Genomic DNA, 15023 nt, shown 5'->3' with positions numbered 1-15023 from the left:
CGATGGGCTTTGGGGTCAGGCTGGATAACGAATCAGGTCGCCAGGCTCAGCGATGCCGACTGCTGCAGCGAGCGGCCCTTGGTTTCCGGCGCCCAGGCCAGGCAGATGAAGAACGCCAGCAGGGTGATCGCCGCACCGATCAGCAGGGTCGCCTGCAAACCGATGGACTCGATGCCGATCGGCATCAGGTAGGTGCCGGTCGCCGCGCCGATGCGGCTGAAGCCCACGGCCACACCCACGGCAGTGGCGCGCACGGAGGTGGGGAACAGCTCGTTGGGGTAGATCCACTCCAGGATGCTCGGCCCGCCGGAGACGAAGGCATAGAAGGCAAAGGCGCCGACGATGAACCAGGCCGGCGCGTCCGCCCACAGGCCCAGGGCCAGCAGCGGCAGCGCCATCAGCGCGAAGGGCACCACCACCATGGGCCGGCGGCCCCAGGTTTCCACCAGTTTCAGCGCCGGGATCACGCCGATGGCGAAGAGGATGGCGATCATCAGCTCGCCCAGGGTCGAGGAGTTTTCGCCTTTGATGCCGGCAGTCAGCAGGATCATGCTGCCGAAGGTGTAGAGCACGTACTGCGGGGTGATCTGCGCGAAGTAGAGCATGCCGCACATGATGGTGCGCTTGAGGTAGCCGCCCGAGGAAATCATCTTCAGGTCGCTCTTCCACGAGCGATGGCGGCCGCCGTCGTTCAGTTCGGCGACGTCAGCCGGGGTGATCACCACCTCCTTGCCGTAGACCAGCTTGATGACCTTCTGCGCTTCCTCGATGCGGCCCTTGCTGGCCAGCCAGCGTGGCGATTCCGGGATGCCGCGGCGGATCAGTACGACGATGATGCCGACCACCGCGCCGCTGAACAGCATCCAGCGCCACAGCGAATGGTCGCCCGTCCAGGAAACCATCAGGTAGCCGACGATGAAGGCGGTCATGGCGCCGCAGGACCAGGCCAGGCCGGACACGCCGATCATGAAGCCACGGCGCTTGGACGGGGTGAACTCGGTCAGCAGCGAGGTGGCGATGGGGTAGTCCGCGCCGACCGCCAGGCCGATGACGAAGCGCAGCACGATCAGTTGCCAGGCCTCGGTGACGAAGGCAGACAGGCCGCAGGCGATCACCAGTATGGTGAGGTCCAGGGCGTACATGGTTTCCCGGCCGATGCGGTCGGTGATGGCGCCGAACACCGTCGCGCCGAAGAAGATGCCCAGCAGCGAGGCGGCGCCGATCAGGCCGGTTTCCACCGAAGTGGCGGCGATGTCCTGGCCGAAGCCGATCAGCGCGATGCCGATCAGGCTGAGGATATAGCCGTCCAGGAACGGCCCGCCGCAGCAGGCCAGCAGCAGCTTGCGGTGAAATTTCGATACCGGGGAATGTTCAATGACATCAAACACGCTCATGGGTACAACCTTTGTTGAATTTATAAGTGGCCGGGCAGGCGGCTGCCGAGAGTCGGCAACGGGCGGCAGGAGCCCGCGTTCAGCGGCCGGCAAGGGGAGGCAAAGGTTGCAGGGGTGGGTCAGGGCGGACAATCCACCCAAGGTAAGAAGCGCCGCGTAGGGGCCTGTACGATCGTATGAGCGCCTGTGGTTGCGCCCGCCGCAGGTTTCAGCCGGCGGGTTGCAGCAACAGGTGCACGGTCGCGCTGCAGGCCTGGCCGGGCAGGTGGGACACCTGCAGCTCGCCGCCGATGCTGTTGATCAGGTGCTGGGCGATGCTCAGGCTGAGGCTGCTGCGCGCCGGGTTGCGGGCGGGGTAGTCGCGGGTCAGCTCGGAGAGTGAGTACGCGCGCATTTCGCGGCGTCTGCTGCCCGGCAGGCCTTCGACGGTAATGCGCACGGCCATCTGTTCCTGCTTCGGGGTGGCGGCAATGCATAGCCGGACACTGCCGTCATCGGTCAGGTCGATCACGTACAGGCCCAGGTGCCGCAACGCCTCGCGCAGGGACTTGGCATCGACCAGCAGCCGCTTGCGCGAGCGACTGTCGGTTTCCAGCTTCAAGGCCAGTTGCTTCTGCCCGGCCTGGCCGTGCAGGGCTTCGAGCACCTCGCTGGCGAGTTCGTCAAGCCGCGTGGGCAGCAGCGGGACTTCATCCTGGGCGATGAGCGCGCGCTTGAGCGAGGCGCCATGGACTCGCAGCTCGTCGAGAATCGCTTGGGCCTGTTCGAGGGCCGGGCCGCCAGGCTGCCCCAGGGTATCGGCCAGCGCCTGGATGCGTTCGTTCAGGTGCGTAGTCGCGCTGGTGAACAGGTCGGTCAGTTGCTGATGCGCCAGTTCGCCAGCTTCGGCGCGGCTGCGCAGCTCTTCGAGCTGGTCGTAGCGTTCGGTGATGTCGGTGCTGCAGCAGATCATCCCGAGCAGGTTGCCTTCGCCATCCCGGTAGGGCGTACCCCAGTGATGCAGCACACGGCGCTCACCGTGGACGGTGAGCTCGATGTCCTTGTTGAAGGACTGCTCCTCACTGATCGCGCGCTGCAGGAAACGCAGCATGTTGCGGGCGTCGCTGGGCGAGTACCAGTCCACCTCGGTGGTGCGGGTGCCGAGCACGTCGTCCAGCTCCGCCTGGTACAGCTCCAGGTGCGCCGGGTTGGCATAGACAAGACGTGCCTCGGTATCGCGAACGTAGAAGGCCGCCGGCAGGCTTTCGACCATGGAGCGCCACAGGGGCGTTCCGCCGGCATCGGGGTCGGAGCCATGGGCATCGCTGGCGGGCGCCGCGAGGTGGTTGCGGCGGGCGAAGTCGATCAGTTCGAGCATGCTGGAAAGGTTGAGCTTGCTGCGCATGCGCGCCCGGTAGGTGCTGACGGACTTTTCGCTGATGGTCAGCTCGTGGGCGATCTCCTGGTTGCTGTAGCCGCTGGCGAGCAGGCTGAGCACGCTCAATTCACGGTTGGACAGCGAGGCCACGCGCTCGGCGTCGTTCTCGTGCAGGCTGCCGCGGTGCACGCTGCCGAGCATTTCGGCCGGGAAGTAGCTGTGCCCACGCAGGACAACACCCAGTGCTTCCTTGAGACGCTCGATGTCCTGGTGCTTGCTGACGAACCCCGAGGCGCCCGCCTGCAGGAAGCGGCCGACGTAGTGTTCCGAGTCCTGGGTGCTGTAGCCCAGGATCGGCAACGTCAGCCCCCGTGCGCGCAGACGCGAGATGACATCCAGGCCGGTGAGCTGCGACAGGTCGATATCGATGATCAGCAGATCCGGGGCCAGGCGCGTGGCCAGGCTCAGGGCTTCAAGGCCGTTGCAGGCTTCCCCGACTACCGTGTGGCGCTCCGCCTGCAGCAGCATGCGCACGGCGTAGCGGGTCATCGGGTGTTCGTCCGCGATCAGTATCCGCGCCATCTCTATCCCTCTGGTCTGCTCTCCACTCTAGGGCATGGCGGCGGCTTTCGTGTAGTCATTTTCCTACAAGTCGTGACTGGATTTCGCATCCTCAGTTCATGGCCACTGGGAAAGAATGCCTGCAAAGACTCCCCATTCCCCTCAAGGTGACCCACATGAGTCGCACTCGAATCGTCAGGGCCGGCATCCTCGCCGGCTCGCTGGGTGTCGCTCTGGTCATGGCCGGCAGCGGCTTCCTCGCCTGGCACCTGGTCATGCAACACACCGCTGAACGCCTGGAAAGCCTGGCAAGGCTTGCCTCCGAACGCGCGGACCAAACCCTGGCCCAGGCCGCGACCGCGCTGCGGCAACTGAACCGCTCGCCGTTGCCGCCCTGCTCGGTGGAGGGCATCGAGCAGATGCGCCTGGTGGCCATCGACACGCTGGCGGTGAAGGCGGTCGGTTATGTCGAAGAAGAGGTGTTCGTCTGCAGCTCCTGGGGCGCCGTCATGTCCCCGGCACAGCGCTGGCCGGAAGACTTCCGTACCCGCGAGGGCCTTGGCGTGTCGATCAACGTGCAGCCGTTCGTTGTGCCGGCCAAACCCATGCTGGCCCTGCGCGATGCCGCGTTCAACCTGCTGATCGAGCCGGAACACTTCCTCGAGACTTCCCTGGCGCCCGGTGTCAGCCTGGCGCTGGGCACGCCCACGGGGCACTGGCTGGGTACGCCTGCCGCCGGTTTCGCCCAGGTGCTGACGCGCATCCATGGCGAACCGCACTCCGGCTTGCAGGACGGCTACGTGTACGCGCGGGTTGCGCACGGCAATTGGCAGACCGTCGCGGCAGTCACCCGCCAGGAAATTCTCGGCGACCTGTGGCGCGAAATGCTGATGCTTGCACCGCTGGCGCTGGTGCTTTCGGGACTGTGGTGCTGCTTGGTTGTGCGTCGCGTGCGGGCATGGCTGTCGCCCTTGGCCGTACTGTCACGGGCGGTCGCAAAGGGCGAGTTCCACGCCTTCTACCAGCCTATCCTCGACCTGCGCGACGGCCGCTGCATCGGCGCCGAAGCGCTGGTGCGCTGGCGCCGCGCAGACGATTCGCTGGGCATGCCTGACAGCTTTCTTCCGCTGGCCGAATCCAGCGGCCTGATCGAGCCGATCACCGCGCAGGTGATCTCCGGCGTTTGCCGCGAGCTGGGCGCCAGCCTCGTTTCGGGGCAGTTGCAGCACGTGTCGATCAACCTGTCGGCGCGCGATGTAGCCAGTGGCGCCTTCCTCCCGCACCTGACGCAGGAACGGCAGCACGCCGGCATCGCCGCCCAGTGCATCTGGCTGGAAGTGACCGAAAGCAGCCTGCTGAGCATCGATGCGGCGCACCGAACACTGGCGCAGAGCCGCGCGGCAGGGCACCCGATTGCCCTGGACGACTTCGGCACCGGGTACTCCAGCCTGCAATACCTCAGGCGGCTGCCGCTGGACCTGCTGAAGATCGACCGCTCCTTCGTCCAGCCGCTCTCGGCCGGCACGCCTTGCCCGGTGACCGACCACACCATCGCCATGGCGCGCCAGCTGAAGCTGTTGCTGGTGGCTGAAGGCATCGAGTCCGACGAGCAACTGCAGTACCTGCGCCAGCGTGGCGTGCAGTACGGTCAGGGTTGGCTGTTCGGCCAGGCGATGCCGCTGGAAGCATTCTTAACCTTCGTAGCCGGCCACGACTGGCAGGCTGCGTCATGATTTCCCCGTCCCCTGAACACAGGATGATCACCATGAAAGCTTCCCTGCTGCTGTTCTGCCTTGCCACTGTCACCCCTGCGTTCGCGCTGGCTGCCGACACCGTCACCACGGTCCCGGTGCACTTCGCCAAGGGCGCGAGCAGCGCCGCCGTCAAAGGCAGCTTCAAGGGCTACGACACGGTCCTCTACACGCTTTCGGCCAAGGCCGGGCAACACATGAAAGTCGGCGTCACGGGCAGCAGCAACGCCAACTTCAACCTTTTCGCTCCGGGCGACAAGCCGGGCGAATCGACCGCCCTGGGCGCTGGCTCCGTCGGCCAGGACTGGAGTGGTGCGCTGCCAGCCTCGGGAACCTACAGCGTGCAGGTCTACCAGATGCGCGCCAGCGCGCGGCGCGGCGAGACGGTGAACTACAGCATCCACTTCACCATCGAGTAACACCGAGCCGCCTTCCGGGCGGCTCAGGGCTTCTCGGCCCAGGTCGCCAGGAAGGTGGGCATGCAGGCTCCTCAGGAAGTCTTGTTGCCGCGCAGTGCCAACGCGGCAACCGCGCAGGCCAGCAGGGCGATGAAAGAGAGATAGAAGGCATCACCATAGGCCATGAAGAAGGCTTCATGGCGGACGTGCGCGGCGAGGCGGGCGAGGGTTTCGGCTTGTGTCGGCAACCATTCGTTGATGGCGAAGGCGCCGCCGGGTTCGTTCTGCAGGCGCTCCTGCAGAGCCGGCGAGAAGACATCCAGCTGTTCGCCGATACGTTCGGAATGGAAGCGCTCGCGTTGCGAGACGATCTGCGTCAGTGCCGCCGTGCCGACAGCGCCCCCCAGATTGCGCAGCATCGAGAACAGCGCCGAGGCCGAGCCGGCTTCCTGCTTCGACAGGCCGGACACCGCCAGCACCGACAACGCCACCATGATGAAGGGCTGGCCGATGCCACGCACCACGGTCGACGGGATGATCACGTTGGCAGCGCTGTCGGCGTCCAGGTAGACCCCCAGGTAGCACCCCAGGGCCATGATGGCAAAGCCGCTGGCGACCATCAGCTTGGGGTTCAGCCAGCGCATCAGGCGCGGCATCAATGGCGCCAGGACCAGTTGCACGAGGCCGTAGGCGATCAGGCTGACACCGATCTCGCGGGCGTTGTAGCCATGCAGTTGCGAGAGGTAGTTCGGCACCAGGAACACCAGGCCGAAGGTCGCCGCGCCGAAGATGAACATCGCCGCGCTGGCCACGCCGAAGTTGTAGCCTGCCAGCAGGCGCAGGTTGATGAACGAGCGCCGGCCGAACAACTGCGTATGGATGAACAGCAGCAGGGCGATGACGCCGATGGCCAGCATCCAGACGATGAACTCGGAGCCGAACCAGTCCTTGCGGCCGCCTTCCTCCAGCACGATCTGGATCGCCCCCAGGCCGACGATCATGCTGGCGATGCCCAGCCAGTCGCCCTGGCGCAGCTTCTGCAACTGCATGGGCTGCGGGGCGATGGCCCAGGCCACGGCGGCGAGCAGGAGCACGCCGGGGATCAGTTGCAGGTAGAAGATCCAGCGCCAGCTGTAGGCATCGGTGAGCCAGCCGCCGATGGAGGGCCCCGCGGCCTGGGCCACGCTGTTCGACAGGCTGAACAGGGCCATGCCCATGGCCATCCGCGAAGCCGGCAGTTCGGTGATGATCAACTGGAAGGACAGCGGAATCAGCACCGCCCCCGCCGCGCCCTGGATCACCCGGATGCTGATCATGCTCGCGAGGTTGGGTGCGAACGAGCAGGCTACCGAGGCCGCCAGGAAGATGCCGGAGCCGACCAGCATCACCCGGCGCAGCGAGAAAACCTGCACCAGCCAGGCGGTGAGCGGGATCATCACGATCTCCGCGACCAGGTAGGCGGTGGAGATCCACGAGCCTTCCTCGAAGGTCGCGCCGAGCGAGCCCTCGATTTCCGGCAGGGCGGCGCTGGTGACGTGGACGTTCATGCCGGCCATGAAGCAGCCGAACAGTCCGCCGATGACCGCTACCCAGGCCTTCAGCGAAGTCTTTTCCGCCTCACTGGTCATGCCGGCCGGCCTCACTGTCCTGGCGCGTATCCACTTCGGCGATCACCGACATGCCGGGCAGGATCGGTACCTGCTGGCGGGCGTCGGCAGCGAGCGCGATCTTCACCGGGAAACGCTGGACGATCTTGGTGAAGTTGCCGGTGGCGTTGTCCGGCGGCAACAGGGCGAAGAGCGCCCCCGAGCCCGGCGAGAAGCTCTCGACGCGGCCATGCAGCACCACGTCAGGGAAGCTGTCCACGCGAACCTCCACCGGCTGGCCGGGGCGCATCCGGCGCAGTTGGGTCTCCTTGTAGTTGGCCACCACGTAGGACTGTTCCACCGGCACCAGTGCCAGCAACGGCAGGCCGGGCGTGACGTACTGGCGCTGGCGAACCCGGCGCTGGCCGACCACGCCGGCGATGGGCGCACGGATCAGCGTGTCTTCCTCTTCGTGCTCGGCCAGGGCCAGGCTGGCATCGGCCTCGGCGGCACGCGCCTGCTGCTGGGCGAGCAGCGCCAAGGCCTGATCGCGGCTGGCCTGGAGCACGCCCAGGCGCGTGCGCTGGCGGCTGGCAGCGGCCTCCGCACGGCTGACGGCCGAGCGCGCACGGGCAAAGTCGGCGGTGACGCTCTCCAGGCGCTGGCTGCTGGCGGCTTGCTGGGCGACCAGGTCGCGGTAGCGCTGGAAGTCCAGTTGCGCGCGCTGGCGTTCGGCACGGGTGCTGTCGATATCGGCAGCGGCCTGGTCGATCAGCGCCTGCTGCTCCTTCAACTGCGCGTCGAGTGTCACCAGCGCAGCCTGTTGTGCGGAGATGGCGGCACGAGCCTCGGCCTGTCGCGCCCGAGCCTGCCGCAGTCGAGCCTGGTAATCGCGAGGCTGGATGCGTACCAGGGGTGTGCCGGCAGCAACCTTCTGGTTGTCATCCACCAGCACTTCGGCAACGTAGCCGGAAACCTTCGGGCTGATGGTGATCCAGTCGGCGCGCACATAGGCGTCATCCGTTTCCTCCAGGTAGCGGCCGACACTGGCCCAGTACAGGCCGTAGCCCAGCGCGGCAACGACGAGGGCGCCGCCGCCAAGCCACAGCAGGCGGCGCTGGTTTCGCTTCCTGTCGACTTGGGCCGCCCGTTCGGCAGATTCGGCTTGTTGGTCATCGACGGCAATGTTCATCGCGCGGGTCCCTTGGCAGTGGTGGAATGTTCGGCAAGCTGATTGGCGGGCATGTCCTGCCAGCCGCCGCCGAGGACATGGAAGAGTTCGATCTGGCGCTCGACCAGTTGCCGGTCGGCCTCGGCCTTGTCCGCTTCGAGACGGACCATGGCGCGTTCGCTGTCGAGCACATCGAGGAAGTCGAGGGCGCCGGCCTGGTAATTCACCTGCGCCAGGCGGAAGGCGTTGCGGCTGCTATCCAGCGCACTGCCGAGTGCCTCGCGATGGCCGGTCTCGCCGCTGTAGCGCGCCAGGCTCTGGCGAACTTCCTTGAGTGCCACCAAGGCCTGTTGCTGGAAGCGTGCGAGTTGCTGGCGCTCGTGGGCCTGAGCCCCCTCGAGGCGTGCGCGGGTGGTGAGCAGGTTGGGAAAGCTCCAGCTGATCAGCGGCCCGACCGCATAAGTGATCGCCTCGTGATCGCCGAGGTCGTGCATGCGCTCGGCGGAAGCGGTGATCGATGCACCGAAGGACACGCTCGGATAGAAGTCGGCCTGACGCACGCCGACTTCATGCCCGGCGGCCGCCAGTGCGCGCTCGGCGGCGCGAATGTCCGGGCGGCGCTGCAGCAGCGTCCAGCCATCGCCGACCGGAAGCGCCTGACTCAAGCGAGGCACGCTGCGGCAGTCGGTGACAGCAGCGGGCAATTGTCCCGGCTCGCTGCCGGTGAGCACGCTGAGCTCTTCCAGCGCGGCCTGGTGTTCGGCCTGCAGGCGTGGCAGCTGGGCACGGGTTTCCTCCAGCAGGCTGCGCACGCGGTCGACCTCCAGGTCGGTGACCAGCCCGGCGCGGCGCTGGCGGACCGTGAGATCGAGGCTGCGCGCCACGGTCGTGATCGAGTGCTGCTGGATGCTGGCCCGCGCGGCATAGGCGCAGGCATTGGCATAGGCACGGGCGGTACCGGCGGCGATGTTCACCTGCAGTTGGTCATGGGCAGCCTGCGCCGCCTCGGCGTTGGCCTGGGCGGCGAGAATCGACTGGCGCACCTGGCCCCAGAGGTCGAGCTGGTAGTCCAGCGCGAACCCCGGCACCTGGTTCCACTGCGAACCGGCGCGGCCGCCGCTGGCCTTGGCTTCGGTCTGATCATCGCTGGTGCGGCCGTAGAAGGTCTGCCAGCTCGCCGTGGTACTCGGCCAGCGCTGCGCCCGCGCCTGCCCCAGCAGGGCGATCAGCTCATCGACACGGGCCAGGGACGCCTGCAGGTCCTGGTTGTGTTGCAGGGCCCGGGTTACCAGTTGGTCCAGCTGCGGGTCCTGGTACAGCCGCCACCAGCGGGCGGGCGGCTCCTGCGGGTTGGTACCGGTGGCGAGCGTTTGCCAGTCGGCGCCGGGTGAAAGCCGGGAAGTGGGCGCTTGATGATCACTGACCGCCGAACAGCCACTCAGCAGCAGGCCGGCGCCGGCCAGTACGAGCAGCGAATGTCGCGGGTTGAATGCAGGTATGGGCATGTCGGGGAGTCACTTGGTTTCGGACTCCCGCAGGTTAGGGATTCAGTCGGTGCAGCTCTCTCGCACGACCGACAACCAGCCTCGCGAAAATGACAACCGGCCTGCGCCCAGGCTCAGCAACTGGCCGCCTGATAATGGCTGGGCGATTGCCCAAGGATGCGCTTGAAGGTCTGGGAGAAGGCGCTCGGGCTCTGGTAGCCGTGCTCCAGGGCCACTTCCAGTACCGACGCGCCGGCGATCAGCCGTTGCAGGCTGAGTACCATGCGCACGCGGGCGCGCCAATCGCCGAAGTTCATTCCCAGCTCGCGCTGGAACAGGCGGGCGAGGGTACGGCTGCTCATGTTCAGCCGCTGCGCCCAGTCCTCCATGCCGGTTTCATCCGCCGGTGCGCCGATCACCGCGTTGCACAATCGCAGCAGGCGCGCGTCCCTTGGCATGGCGAGGTGAATACCGACCGTCTGCGCCGCGTCCATTTCCACCAGCAGCAGTTCGTGCAGGCAACGGCGGCGGTACTCGTTGCCCTCGCTGGCCTGCACGGCACTGGCGGCCACCAGCAGCTCCCGCAGCAGGGGCGTCACGGCGATCAGCTGGCAGTGCTGGCCGCCCCAGGGCCAGCTCGAAGCGGGCATGAACAGGGTGCGCATCCGCACGCTGCCGAACATGCGGATCTGGTGCTCGGTGCCCGGTGGCACCCAGAGTGCGTGGCCAGGCGGCACCACCCAGTTCTTCTGCGCAGCGCCGACCAGCATCACGCCGGAAATCGAGTGGATCAGCTGCGCCTGGGTGTGGCAGTGGGGCAGGATTTCCTCGCCATCCTGGTGGTCGTAGGCCAGCGCTTCGAGGGACATGGCGCAGGTCATCCTGGCTGACCTGCGCGGCGGGTGGGGGTATCGAGCGGCGTCATGCGGGACTCCTGGTTGAGTCAGCATTCTAAATGAGGCTTTCCGGAATAATTTGGCGTTGTATTGTCGCGACAATAATTAAGGCGCAATAAATCATCACAAATCAGCAGATGCTTGGGTTTTTAGACAAGTTTTCTCTTTTCAGTGAGAGGAGACATAACTCGACGCTTCCTGCGCGGGGGGAATCGCAAAGTTTTCCCGCATGCGCTCGGCCTCTGCCAATGGCGTTCGGCCGAACAGGCGCTTGAATTCGCGGTTGAACTGCGAGGCACTGGCATAACCGACGGCCAGGCTCGCCGCCTGCGCCGTCATGCCCTGGCGCACGATCAGCAGCCGAGCCTGGTGCAGCCGCGTGCACTTGAGATACTGCATGGGCGATGTGCGCGTGACGGCCTTGAAGTGGCTATGGAATGACGGAACGCTCATACCGGCTTCGCTCGCCAGTTGCGGCAGGTCGATGGCTTGCGCGTAGCTCGTATGAATGCGCTGCAGAGCCCTGGCGATATTGCCGAAGCGGCCGCGCATGGCCAGCGCCGCGCGCATGGCATTGCCCTGGGCGCCGGTGAGCACGCGGAAATACAGCTCACGCAGCAGCGCCGGCGCGAGGATTGCCGCTTCCAGCGGCTCGCCCAACGCTTCGAGCAAACGCAGCACCGACTGCTTCAGTGCTGGGGCCATCGGGCTGGAGAACAGGCTGCGCGGCGCGTCCGTGGTGGGAGCGTGGCCCATCTGCTCGATCTGCAACATCAGCTCGGCGGCGAGCTGGAAGTCCAGGTGCAGGTAGATGGCCAGGAGCGGGCGCTCCGGCGTGGCGTCGGTTTCCATGGTGAATGGCACGGGCACCGCAACGGCGAGGTAGTGCTGCTCGTCGTAGAGGTAGATCTCCTCGCCGAAATAGCCGCGCTTGCAGCCCTGGCAGACGATTACGATGCCGGGGTCGTAGAGCACCGGGGTGCGCGCCAGCGGACGATTCGAGCGCAGCAGCCGCACGCCGGGCAGCGCGGTGAGGTTGTAGCCCTCCTGGGGCGCCAGTGCGGCGAGCAGGGCGGCCATGCGTGCCTGCTCGGGGCAGCTTGCTTCGATTTCCGTCTTCATAGAATCAGGCAATAAAGTCAGAGTTTGAGGTCTGCGAAATGGCGGTGACGCTGAGTATTGTGCACTCAATTCCCCAGCAACGGAGTCACCCCATGTCACCTCGCAAGAACCTGCTGATCACCGGCGCCAGCAGTGGCTTCGGCCTCGCACTGGCCCGTGAGGCGCTCGCCGCCGGGCACCGTGTGGTCGGCACGGTGCGCAATGAACAGGCCCGCGCCGAACTTGAAGCCCTGGCACCCGGGCAAATCTTCGGGCGCCTGCTCGACGTGACCGATTTCGATGCCCTTCCGGGCCTGGTCGCGGAGATCGAGGCCAGCGTCGGCCCGCTGGATGTGCTGGTGAACAGCGCCGGCTACGGCCACGAGGGCATCCTCGAGGAATCGCCGCTGGAAGCGATGCGCCGGCAGTTCGAGGTGAACGTCTTCGGCGCCGTGGCGATGATCAGGGCGGTACTGCCGTACCTGCGCCAGCGGCGTCGCGGCCACATCCTCAACATCACGTCCATGGGCGGCTACATCACGATGCCGGGGATCGCCTACTACTGCGGCAGCAAGTTCGCCCTGGAGGGCATCAGCGACGCGCTGGGCAAGGAGGTCGAAGGCTTCGGCATCGTGGTCACGGCGGTGGCACCAGGCTCCTTCCGCACCGATTGGGCGGGGCGCTCCATGGTCCGCAGCCCTCGCTCGATTGCCGATTACGACGCACTGTTCGACCCGGTACGCCAGGCGCGGCAGGAAAAGAGCGGCAAGCAGCCAGGTGACCCGGTGAAGGCTGCGCAGGCGATGCTGGCAGCCATCGAGGCACCAGAGCCGCCATGCCACCTCCTGCTGGGCAGCGATGCGCTGGGCCTGGTGCGGCAGAAGCTTGCAGCGCTGGACGAGGAGTTCACCCGCTGGGAGGCGCTCACCCGATCCACCGACGGCTGAGACGCAGGTCAGTGCCTGGCGTTGCGTTCCTCGGGGCGCAGCGTGAGCACTTCGAAGCCCGTGGCGGTCACCGCCACGGTGTGTTCAAACTGTGCGGAGAGCTTGCCGTCGAGGGTCACCACGGTCCACTCGTCCTTCAGGGTTTTCACGCCCGAAAGTCCCTCGTTGAGCATGGGCTCGATGGTGAAGACCATGCCTTGCTTGAGGATCTGCCCGGTGCGCGGCCGGCCGACATGCAGTACCTGCGGCGGCTCGTGCATCTCGCGGCCGATGCCGTGGCCGCAGTAGTCCTCGACCACGCTGTAGCCGTGCTGCCGGGCGTGCCGCTCGATGGCGTGGCCCACGTCGCCCAGGCGGGCGCCGGGCTTCACCGCGCGGATGCCTTTCCACATGGCTTCGTAGGTGATGTCCACCAGGCGCTTTGCAGCAGGCGAAACCTTGCCGATCAGGTAGGTCTTGCTCGAGTCGGCGATGAAGCCGTTCTTCTCCAGGGTGATGTCGAAGTTGACGATGTCGCCGTCCTGCAGGCGATCCACCTCGGAGGGAACACCGTGGCAGACCACCTGGTTGCGCGAGGAATTGAGTACGTAGGCGAAGCCGTACTGGCCTTTGCTGGCCGGCCGCGCCTGCAGTTCGTCGACGATGTAGCGCTCGACCTGGTCGTTCACTTCCAGCGTCGTCATGCCTTCCAGCGGCAGGCCGTCGACGAAGACGAAGACCTTCGCCAGCAGCCGGCCGGACTCGGCCATCAACGCCAGTTCCGCGTCGCTCTTGATCATTTCGCGCCTGCCGTGGCCGGGTACTTCACCCCGGCCTCCTGCAATTCGCGGGTGACGATCTCGTTGAAGCTGAGGGTCGGCTCCAGCTCGCAGAGCATGCCGATCTTGATCCAGAAAGCCGCCTGCGCGTTGATCGAACGGCAGGCGACGGAGCTGGCGCGGCGCAGCTGGTCATGCAGCTCGTCGTCCAGGTTGATGATGCCCATGGTTCTATCGCCTCGTGGAATGGCTCAATATGAAGAATAACAAAACGTATATAGATCATATTGCCTGAGGCGAGAGAATGCAAAACGGGCGTCTCATCCGGTCTTCGGGATGCGCTCCGCCGGCGGTTCGGGCAGGGCTATTGCGCCTTTGCCGGCCAGCTCCGCCAGTTGCCCGGCAGCCAACCCCAACTGCTCGATCAGTACCTGCGCGGTGTCCTGGGCGAACACCGGAGGCGCCAGGCGATAAGTCGGTGGCGTGGCGGAAAAGCGCGCCGGGTAGCCCAGCAGTGTTACTGCGGTGCCGTCCTGGCGGGTGAGGGTCTGCAGCAGCTCCCGTGCCTGCACCTGCGGATCGGCCAGGGCCTGCTGCAGGTTGTTGATCGGGCCGCCGGGCACGCCGGCCGTTTCCATGGCCGCCAGCAGGTCGGCGGCGCGCCACCCTGCGATGCTTTTCGCCAGCTCTACCTCCAGTTCCCGGCGGTGCTCGCTGCGCCCGGGGTTGCGCGTGAAACGCGGGTCGCTGCCGAGGTCATCGCGGCCGAGCAGATGGCACAACGCTCGGAACTGCCCGTCGGAGCCGCACGCCACGAGGATGTAGTCATCGCTGCAGGCGAAGTCACGGTAGGGCACCACGTTGGGGTGGGCATTGCCCAGTCGCTGTGGAACCTGCCCGCTGACCAGATGATTCATCGCCTGGTTGGCCATCAGCGACAATTGGCTGTCGAGCAACGCACAGTCGATGTGCTGGCCTTCGCCGCTGGTGTGGCGATGGTTCAGCGCGGCGAGAATCGAGATGGTCGCGTAGAGACCGCAGAACAGGTCGCTGACCGGCAGGCCGACCTTCAGCGGCCCGGCGCCGGGCTCGTCGTCGCGGCGACCGGTGATGCTCATCAGGCCGCTCATGCCTTGCACCAGGAAGTCGTAGCCACCCCGCCCGGCGTACGGGCCGGTCTGGCCGAAGCCGGTGACCGAGCAGTAGATCAGCTTCGGATTGATGGCCTTCAGGGCGGCATAGTCCAGGCCGTAGCGCGCCAGGGTGCCGACCTTGTAGTTCTCCACCAGCACATCTGCTGAAGCCGCCAGACGGCGCAGCAGTTCGGCGCCATCGGGATGGCCGAAGTCCACGGCGATGGCGCGCTTGTTGCGGTTGGCGCAGAAGTAATAGGCGGCATCCCAGGTGCTATTGCTGTCTTCGAGGAAGGGCGGCCCCCAGGTCCGGGTGTCATCGCGCCGACTGGGGCGCTCCACCTTGATCACGTCGGCCCCCAGGTCGCCGAGCGCCTGCGTGGCCCAGGGCCCGGCAAGGACCCGCGACAGATCGAGGACGCGCAGGCCGGAAAGCGGGCCCTGCTGGGTGGTTCGGGTATTGCTCATGTTGCTCTCCAATCCGTT

Annotated in this window: 13 protein-coding genes; 3 read left to right on the top strand and 10 right to left on the bottom strand. The window is 66.3% G+C overall.

Annotated elements, in window-relative coordinates:
• Positions 1 to 32: 32 nt before the first annotated feature.
• Positions 33 to 1394: an MFS transporter gene (locus A6723_RS19035; protein ID WP_054910568.1), complete on the bottom strand. Its 1362-nt coding sequence runs from the start codon at positions 1392 to 1394 to the stop codon at positions 33 to 35.
• A 208-nt stretch (positions 1395 to 1602) separates the two neighbouring features.
• The gene (locus tag A6723_RS19030; protein WP_054910567.1) at positions 1603 to 3333 is read right to left on the bottom strand and encodes a response regulator; all 1731 of its coding nucleotides are present in this window, start codon (positions 3331 to 3333) and stop codon (positions 1603 to 1605) included.
• A 155-nt stretch (positions 3334 to 3488) separates the two neighbouring features.
• Here A6723_RS19030 and A6723_RS19025 point away from each other — a divergent pair, with 155 nt between their 5' ends.
• Positions 3489 to 5045, top strand: coding sequence for an EAL domain-containing protein (locus A6723_RS19025; RefSeq protein ID WP_064979848.1), 1557 nt, complete (start codon positions 3489 to 3491; stop codon positions 5043 to 5045).
• 32 nt (positions 5046 to 5077) lie between these two features.
• Positions 5078 to 5482 (top strand): hypothetical protein, encoded by a 405-nt coding sequence (locus A6723_RS19020; protein ID WP_054910717.1) that lies wholly within the window; start codon positions 5078 to 5080, stop codon positions 5480 to 5482.
• A 71-nt stretch (positions 5483 to 5553) separates the two neighbouring features.
• Here the strand turns inward: A6723_RS19020 and A6723_RS19015 are convergent, their stop codons facing one another.
• The 5 genes from A6723_RS19015 to A6723_RS18995 all read right to left on the bottom strand — a co-directional run bounded on the left by A6723_RS19015 (position 5554) and on the right by A6723_RS18995 (position 11720).
• Positions 5554 to 7089 carry an MDR family MFS transporter gene (locus A6723_RS19015; protein WP_054910716.1) on the bottom strand — a complete coding sequence of 512 codons (1536 nt, stop codon included), beginning with the start codon at positions 7087 to 7089 and terminating at the stop codon, positions 5554 to 5556.
• A complete protein-coding gene (locus tag A6723_RS19010; protein WP_054910715.1) occupies positions 7079 to 8239 on the bottom strand; it encodes an HlyD family secretion protein in 1161 nt (386 codons plus the stop codon). The genes A6723_RS19015 and A6723_RS19010 overlap by 11 nt, the downstream gene beginning before the upstream one ends.
• Positions 8236 to 9723 (bottom strand): efflux transporter outer membrane subunit, encoded by a 1488-nt coding sequence (locus A6723_RS19005; protein WP_054910714.1) that lies wholly within the window; start codon positions 9721 to 9723, stop codon positions 8236 to 8238. Before A6723_RS19005 ends, A6723_RS19010 begins: the two co-directional genes overlap by 4 nt.
• Before the next feature lie 113 nt (positions 9724 to 9836).
• A complete protein-coding gene (locus A6723_RS19000; protein WP_082450875.1) occupies positions 9837 to 10571 on the bottom strand; it encodes a helix-turn-helix transcriptional regulator in 735 nt (244 codons plus the stop codon).
• A gap of 195 nt (positions 10572 to 10766) precedes the next feature.
• A complete protein-coding gene (locus tag A6723_RS18995; RefSeq protein ID WP_139093016.1) occupies positions 10767 to 11720 on the bottom strand; it encodes an AraC family transcriptional regulator in 954 nt (317 codons plus the stop codon).
• 92 nt (positions 11721 to 11812) lie between these two features.
• On the opposite strand from A6723_RS18995, the gene A6723_RS18990 reads away from it, so the two are divergent.
• Entirely contained in the window at positions 11813 to 12646 is an 834-nt protein-coding gene (locus tag A6723_RS18990; protein ID WP_064979847.1) for an oxidoreductase, read from the top strand.
• Between the two features lie 8 nt (positions 12647 to 12654).
• On the opposite strand, the gene map is transcribed toward A6723_RS18990, so the two are convergent.
• The 3 genes from map to A6723_RS18975 all read right to left on the bottom strand — a co-directional run bounded on the left by map (position 12655) and on the right by A6723_RS18975 (position 15005).
• Positions 12655 to 13425, bottom strand: coding sequence for a type I methionyl aminopeptidase (gene map / locus A6723_RS18985; protein ID WP_054910710.1), 771 nt, complete (start codon positions 13423 to 13425; stop codon positions 12655 to 12657).
• Positions 13422 to 13631, bottom strand: coding sequence for a ParD-like family protein (locus A6723_RS18980; protein WP_054910709.1), 210 nt, complete (start codon positions 13629 to 13631; stop codon positions 13422 to 13424). The genes map and A6723_RS18980 overlap by 4 nt, the downstream gene beginning before the upstream one ends.
• Before the next feature lie 93 nt (positions 13632 to 13724).
• Positions 13725 to 15005 (bottom strand): CaiB/BaiF CoA-transferase family protein, encoded by a 1281-nt coding sequence (locus A6723_RS18975; RefSeq protein WP_054910708.1) that lies wholly within the window; start codon positions 15003 to 15005, stop codon positions 13725 to 13727.
• Positions 15006 to 15023 lie beyond the last annotated feature (18 nt).

Origin of the sequence: Pseudomonas sp. AU11447, from assembly GCF_001672555.2 — a bacterium.
Lineage (GTDB): Bacteria > Pseudomonadota > Gammaproteobacteria > Pseudomonadales > Pseudomonadaceae > Pseudomonas > Pseudomonas nitroreducens.
Note: the sequence above shows the minus strand (reverse complement) of the source record. Positions and strands in the feature narration are given on the sequence as shown.

Excerpts from the sequence above, each read along its gene's own strand:
- A6723_RS18980 (WP_054910709.1), bottom strand. The coding sequence starts at position 13,631 with ATGGGCATCATCAACCTGGACGACGAGCTGCATGACCAGCTGCGCCGC.
- A6723_RS19020 (WP_054910717.1), top strand. The coding sequence starts at position 5,078 with ATGAAAGCTTCCCTGCTGCTGTTCTGCCTTGCCACTGTCACCCCTGCG.
- A6723_RS18995 (WP_139093016.1), bottom strand. The coding sequence starts at position 11,720 with ATGAAGACGGAAATCGAAGCAAGCTGCCCCGAGCAGGCACGCATGGCC.
- map (WP_054910710.1), bottom strand. The coding sequence starts at position 13,425 with ATGATCAAGAGCGACGCGGAACTGGCGTTGATGGCCGAGTCCGGCCGG.
- A6723_RS19025 (WP_064979848.1), top strand. The coding sequence starts at position 3,489 with ATGAGTCGCACTCGAATCGTCAGGGCCGGCATCCTCGCCGGCTCGCTG.
- A6723_RS19010 (WP_054910715.1), bottom strand. The coding sequence starts at position 8,239 with ATGAACATTGCCGTCGATGACCAACAAGCCGAATCTGCCGAACGGGCG.
- A6723_RS19000 (WP_082450875.1), bottom strand. The coding sequence starts at position 10,571 with ATGTCCCTCGAAGCGCTGGCCTACGACCACCAGGATGGCGAGGAAATC.
- A6723_RS18990 (WP_064979847.1), top strand. The coding sequence starts at position 11,813 with ATGTCACCTCGCAAGAACCTGCTGATCACCGGCGCCAGCAGTGGCTTC.
- A6723_RS19035 (WP_054910568.1), bottom strand. The coding sequence starts at position 1,394 with ATGAGCGTGTTTGATGTCATTGAACATTCCCCGGTATCGAAATTTCAC.
- A6723_RS19005 (WP_054910714.1), bottom strand. The coding sequence starts at position 9,723 with ATGCCCATACCTGCATTCAACCCGCGACATTCGCTGCTCGTACTGGCC.
- A6723_RS18975 (WP_054910708.1), bottom strand. The coding sequence starts at position 15,005 with ATGAGCAATACCCGAACCACCCAGCAGGGCCCGCTTTCCGGCCTGCGC.
- A6723_RS19030 (WP_054910567.1), bottom strand. The coding sequence starts at position 3,333 with ATGGCGCGGATACTGATCGCGGACGAACACCCGATGACCCGCTACGCC.
- A6723_RS19015 (WP_054910716.1), bottom strand. The coding sequence starts at position 7,089 with ATGACCAGTGAGGCGGAAAAGACTTCGCTGAAGGCCTGGGTAGCGGTC.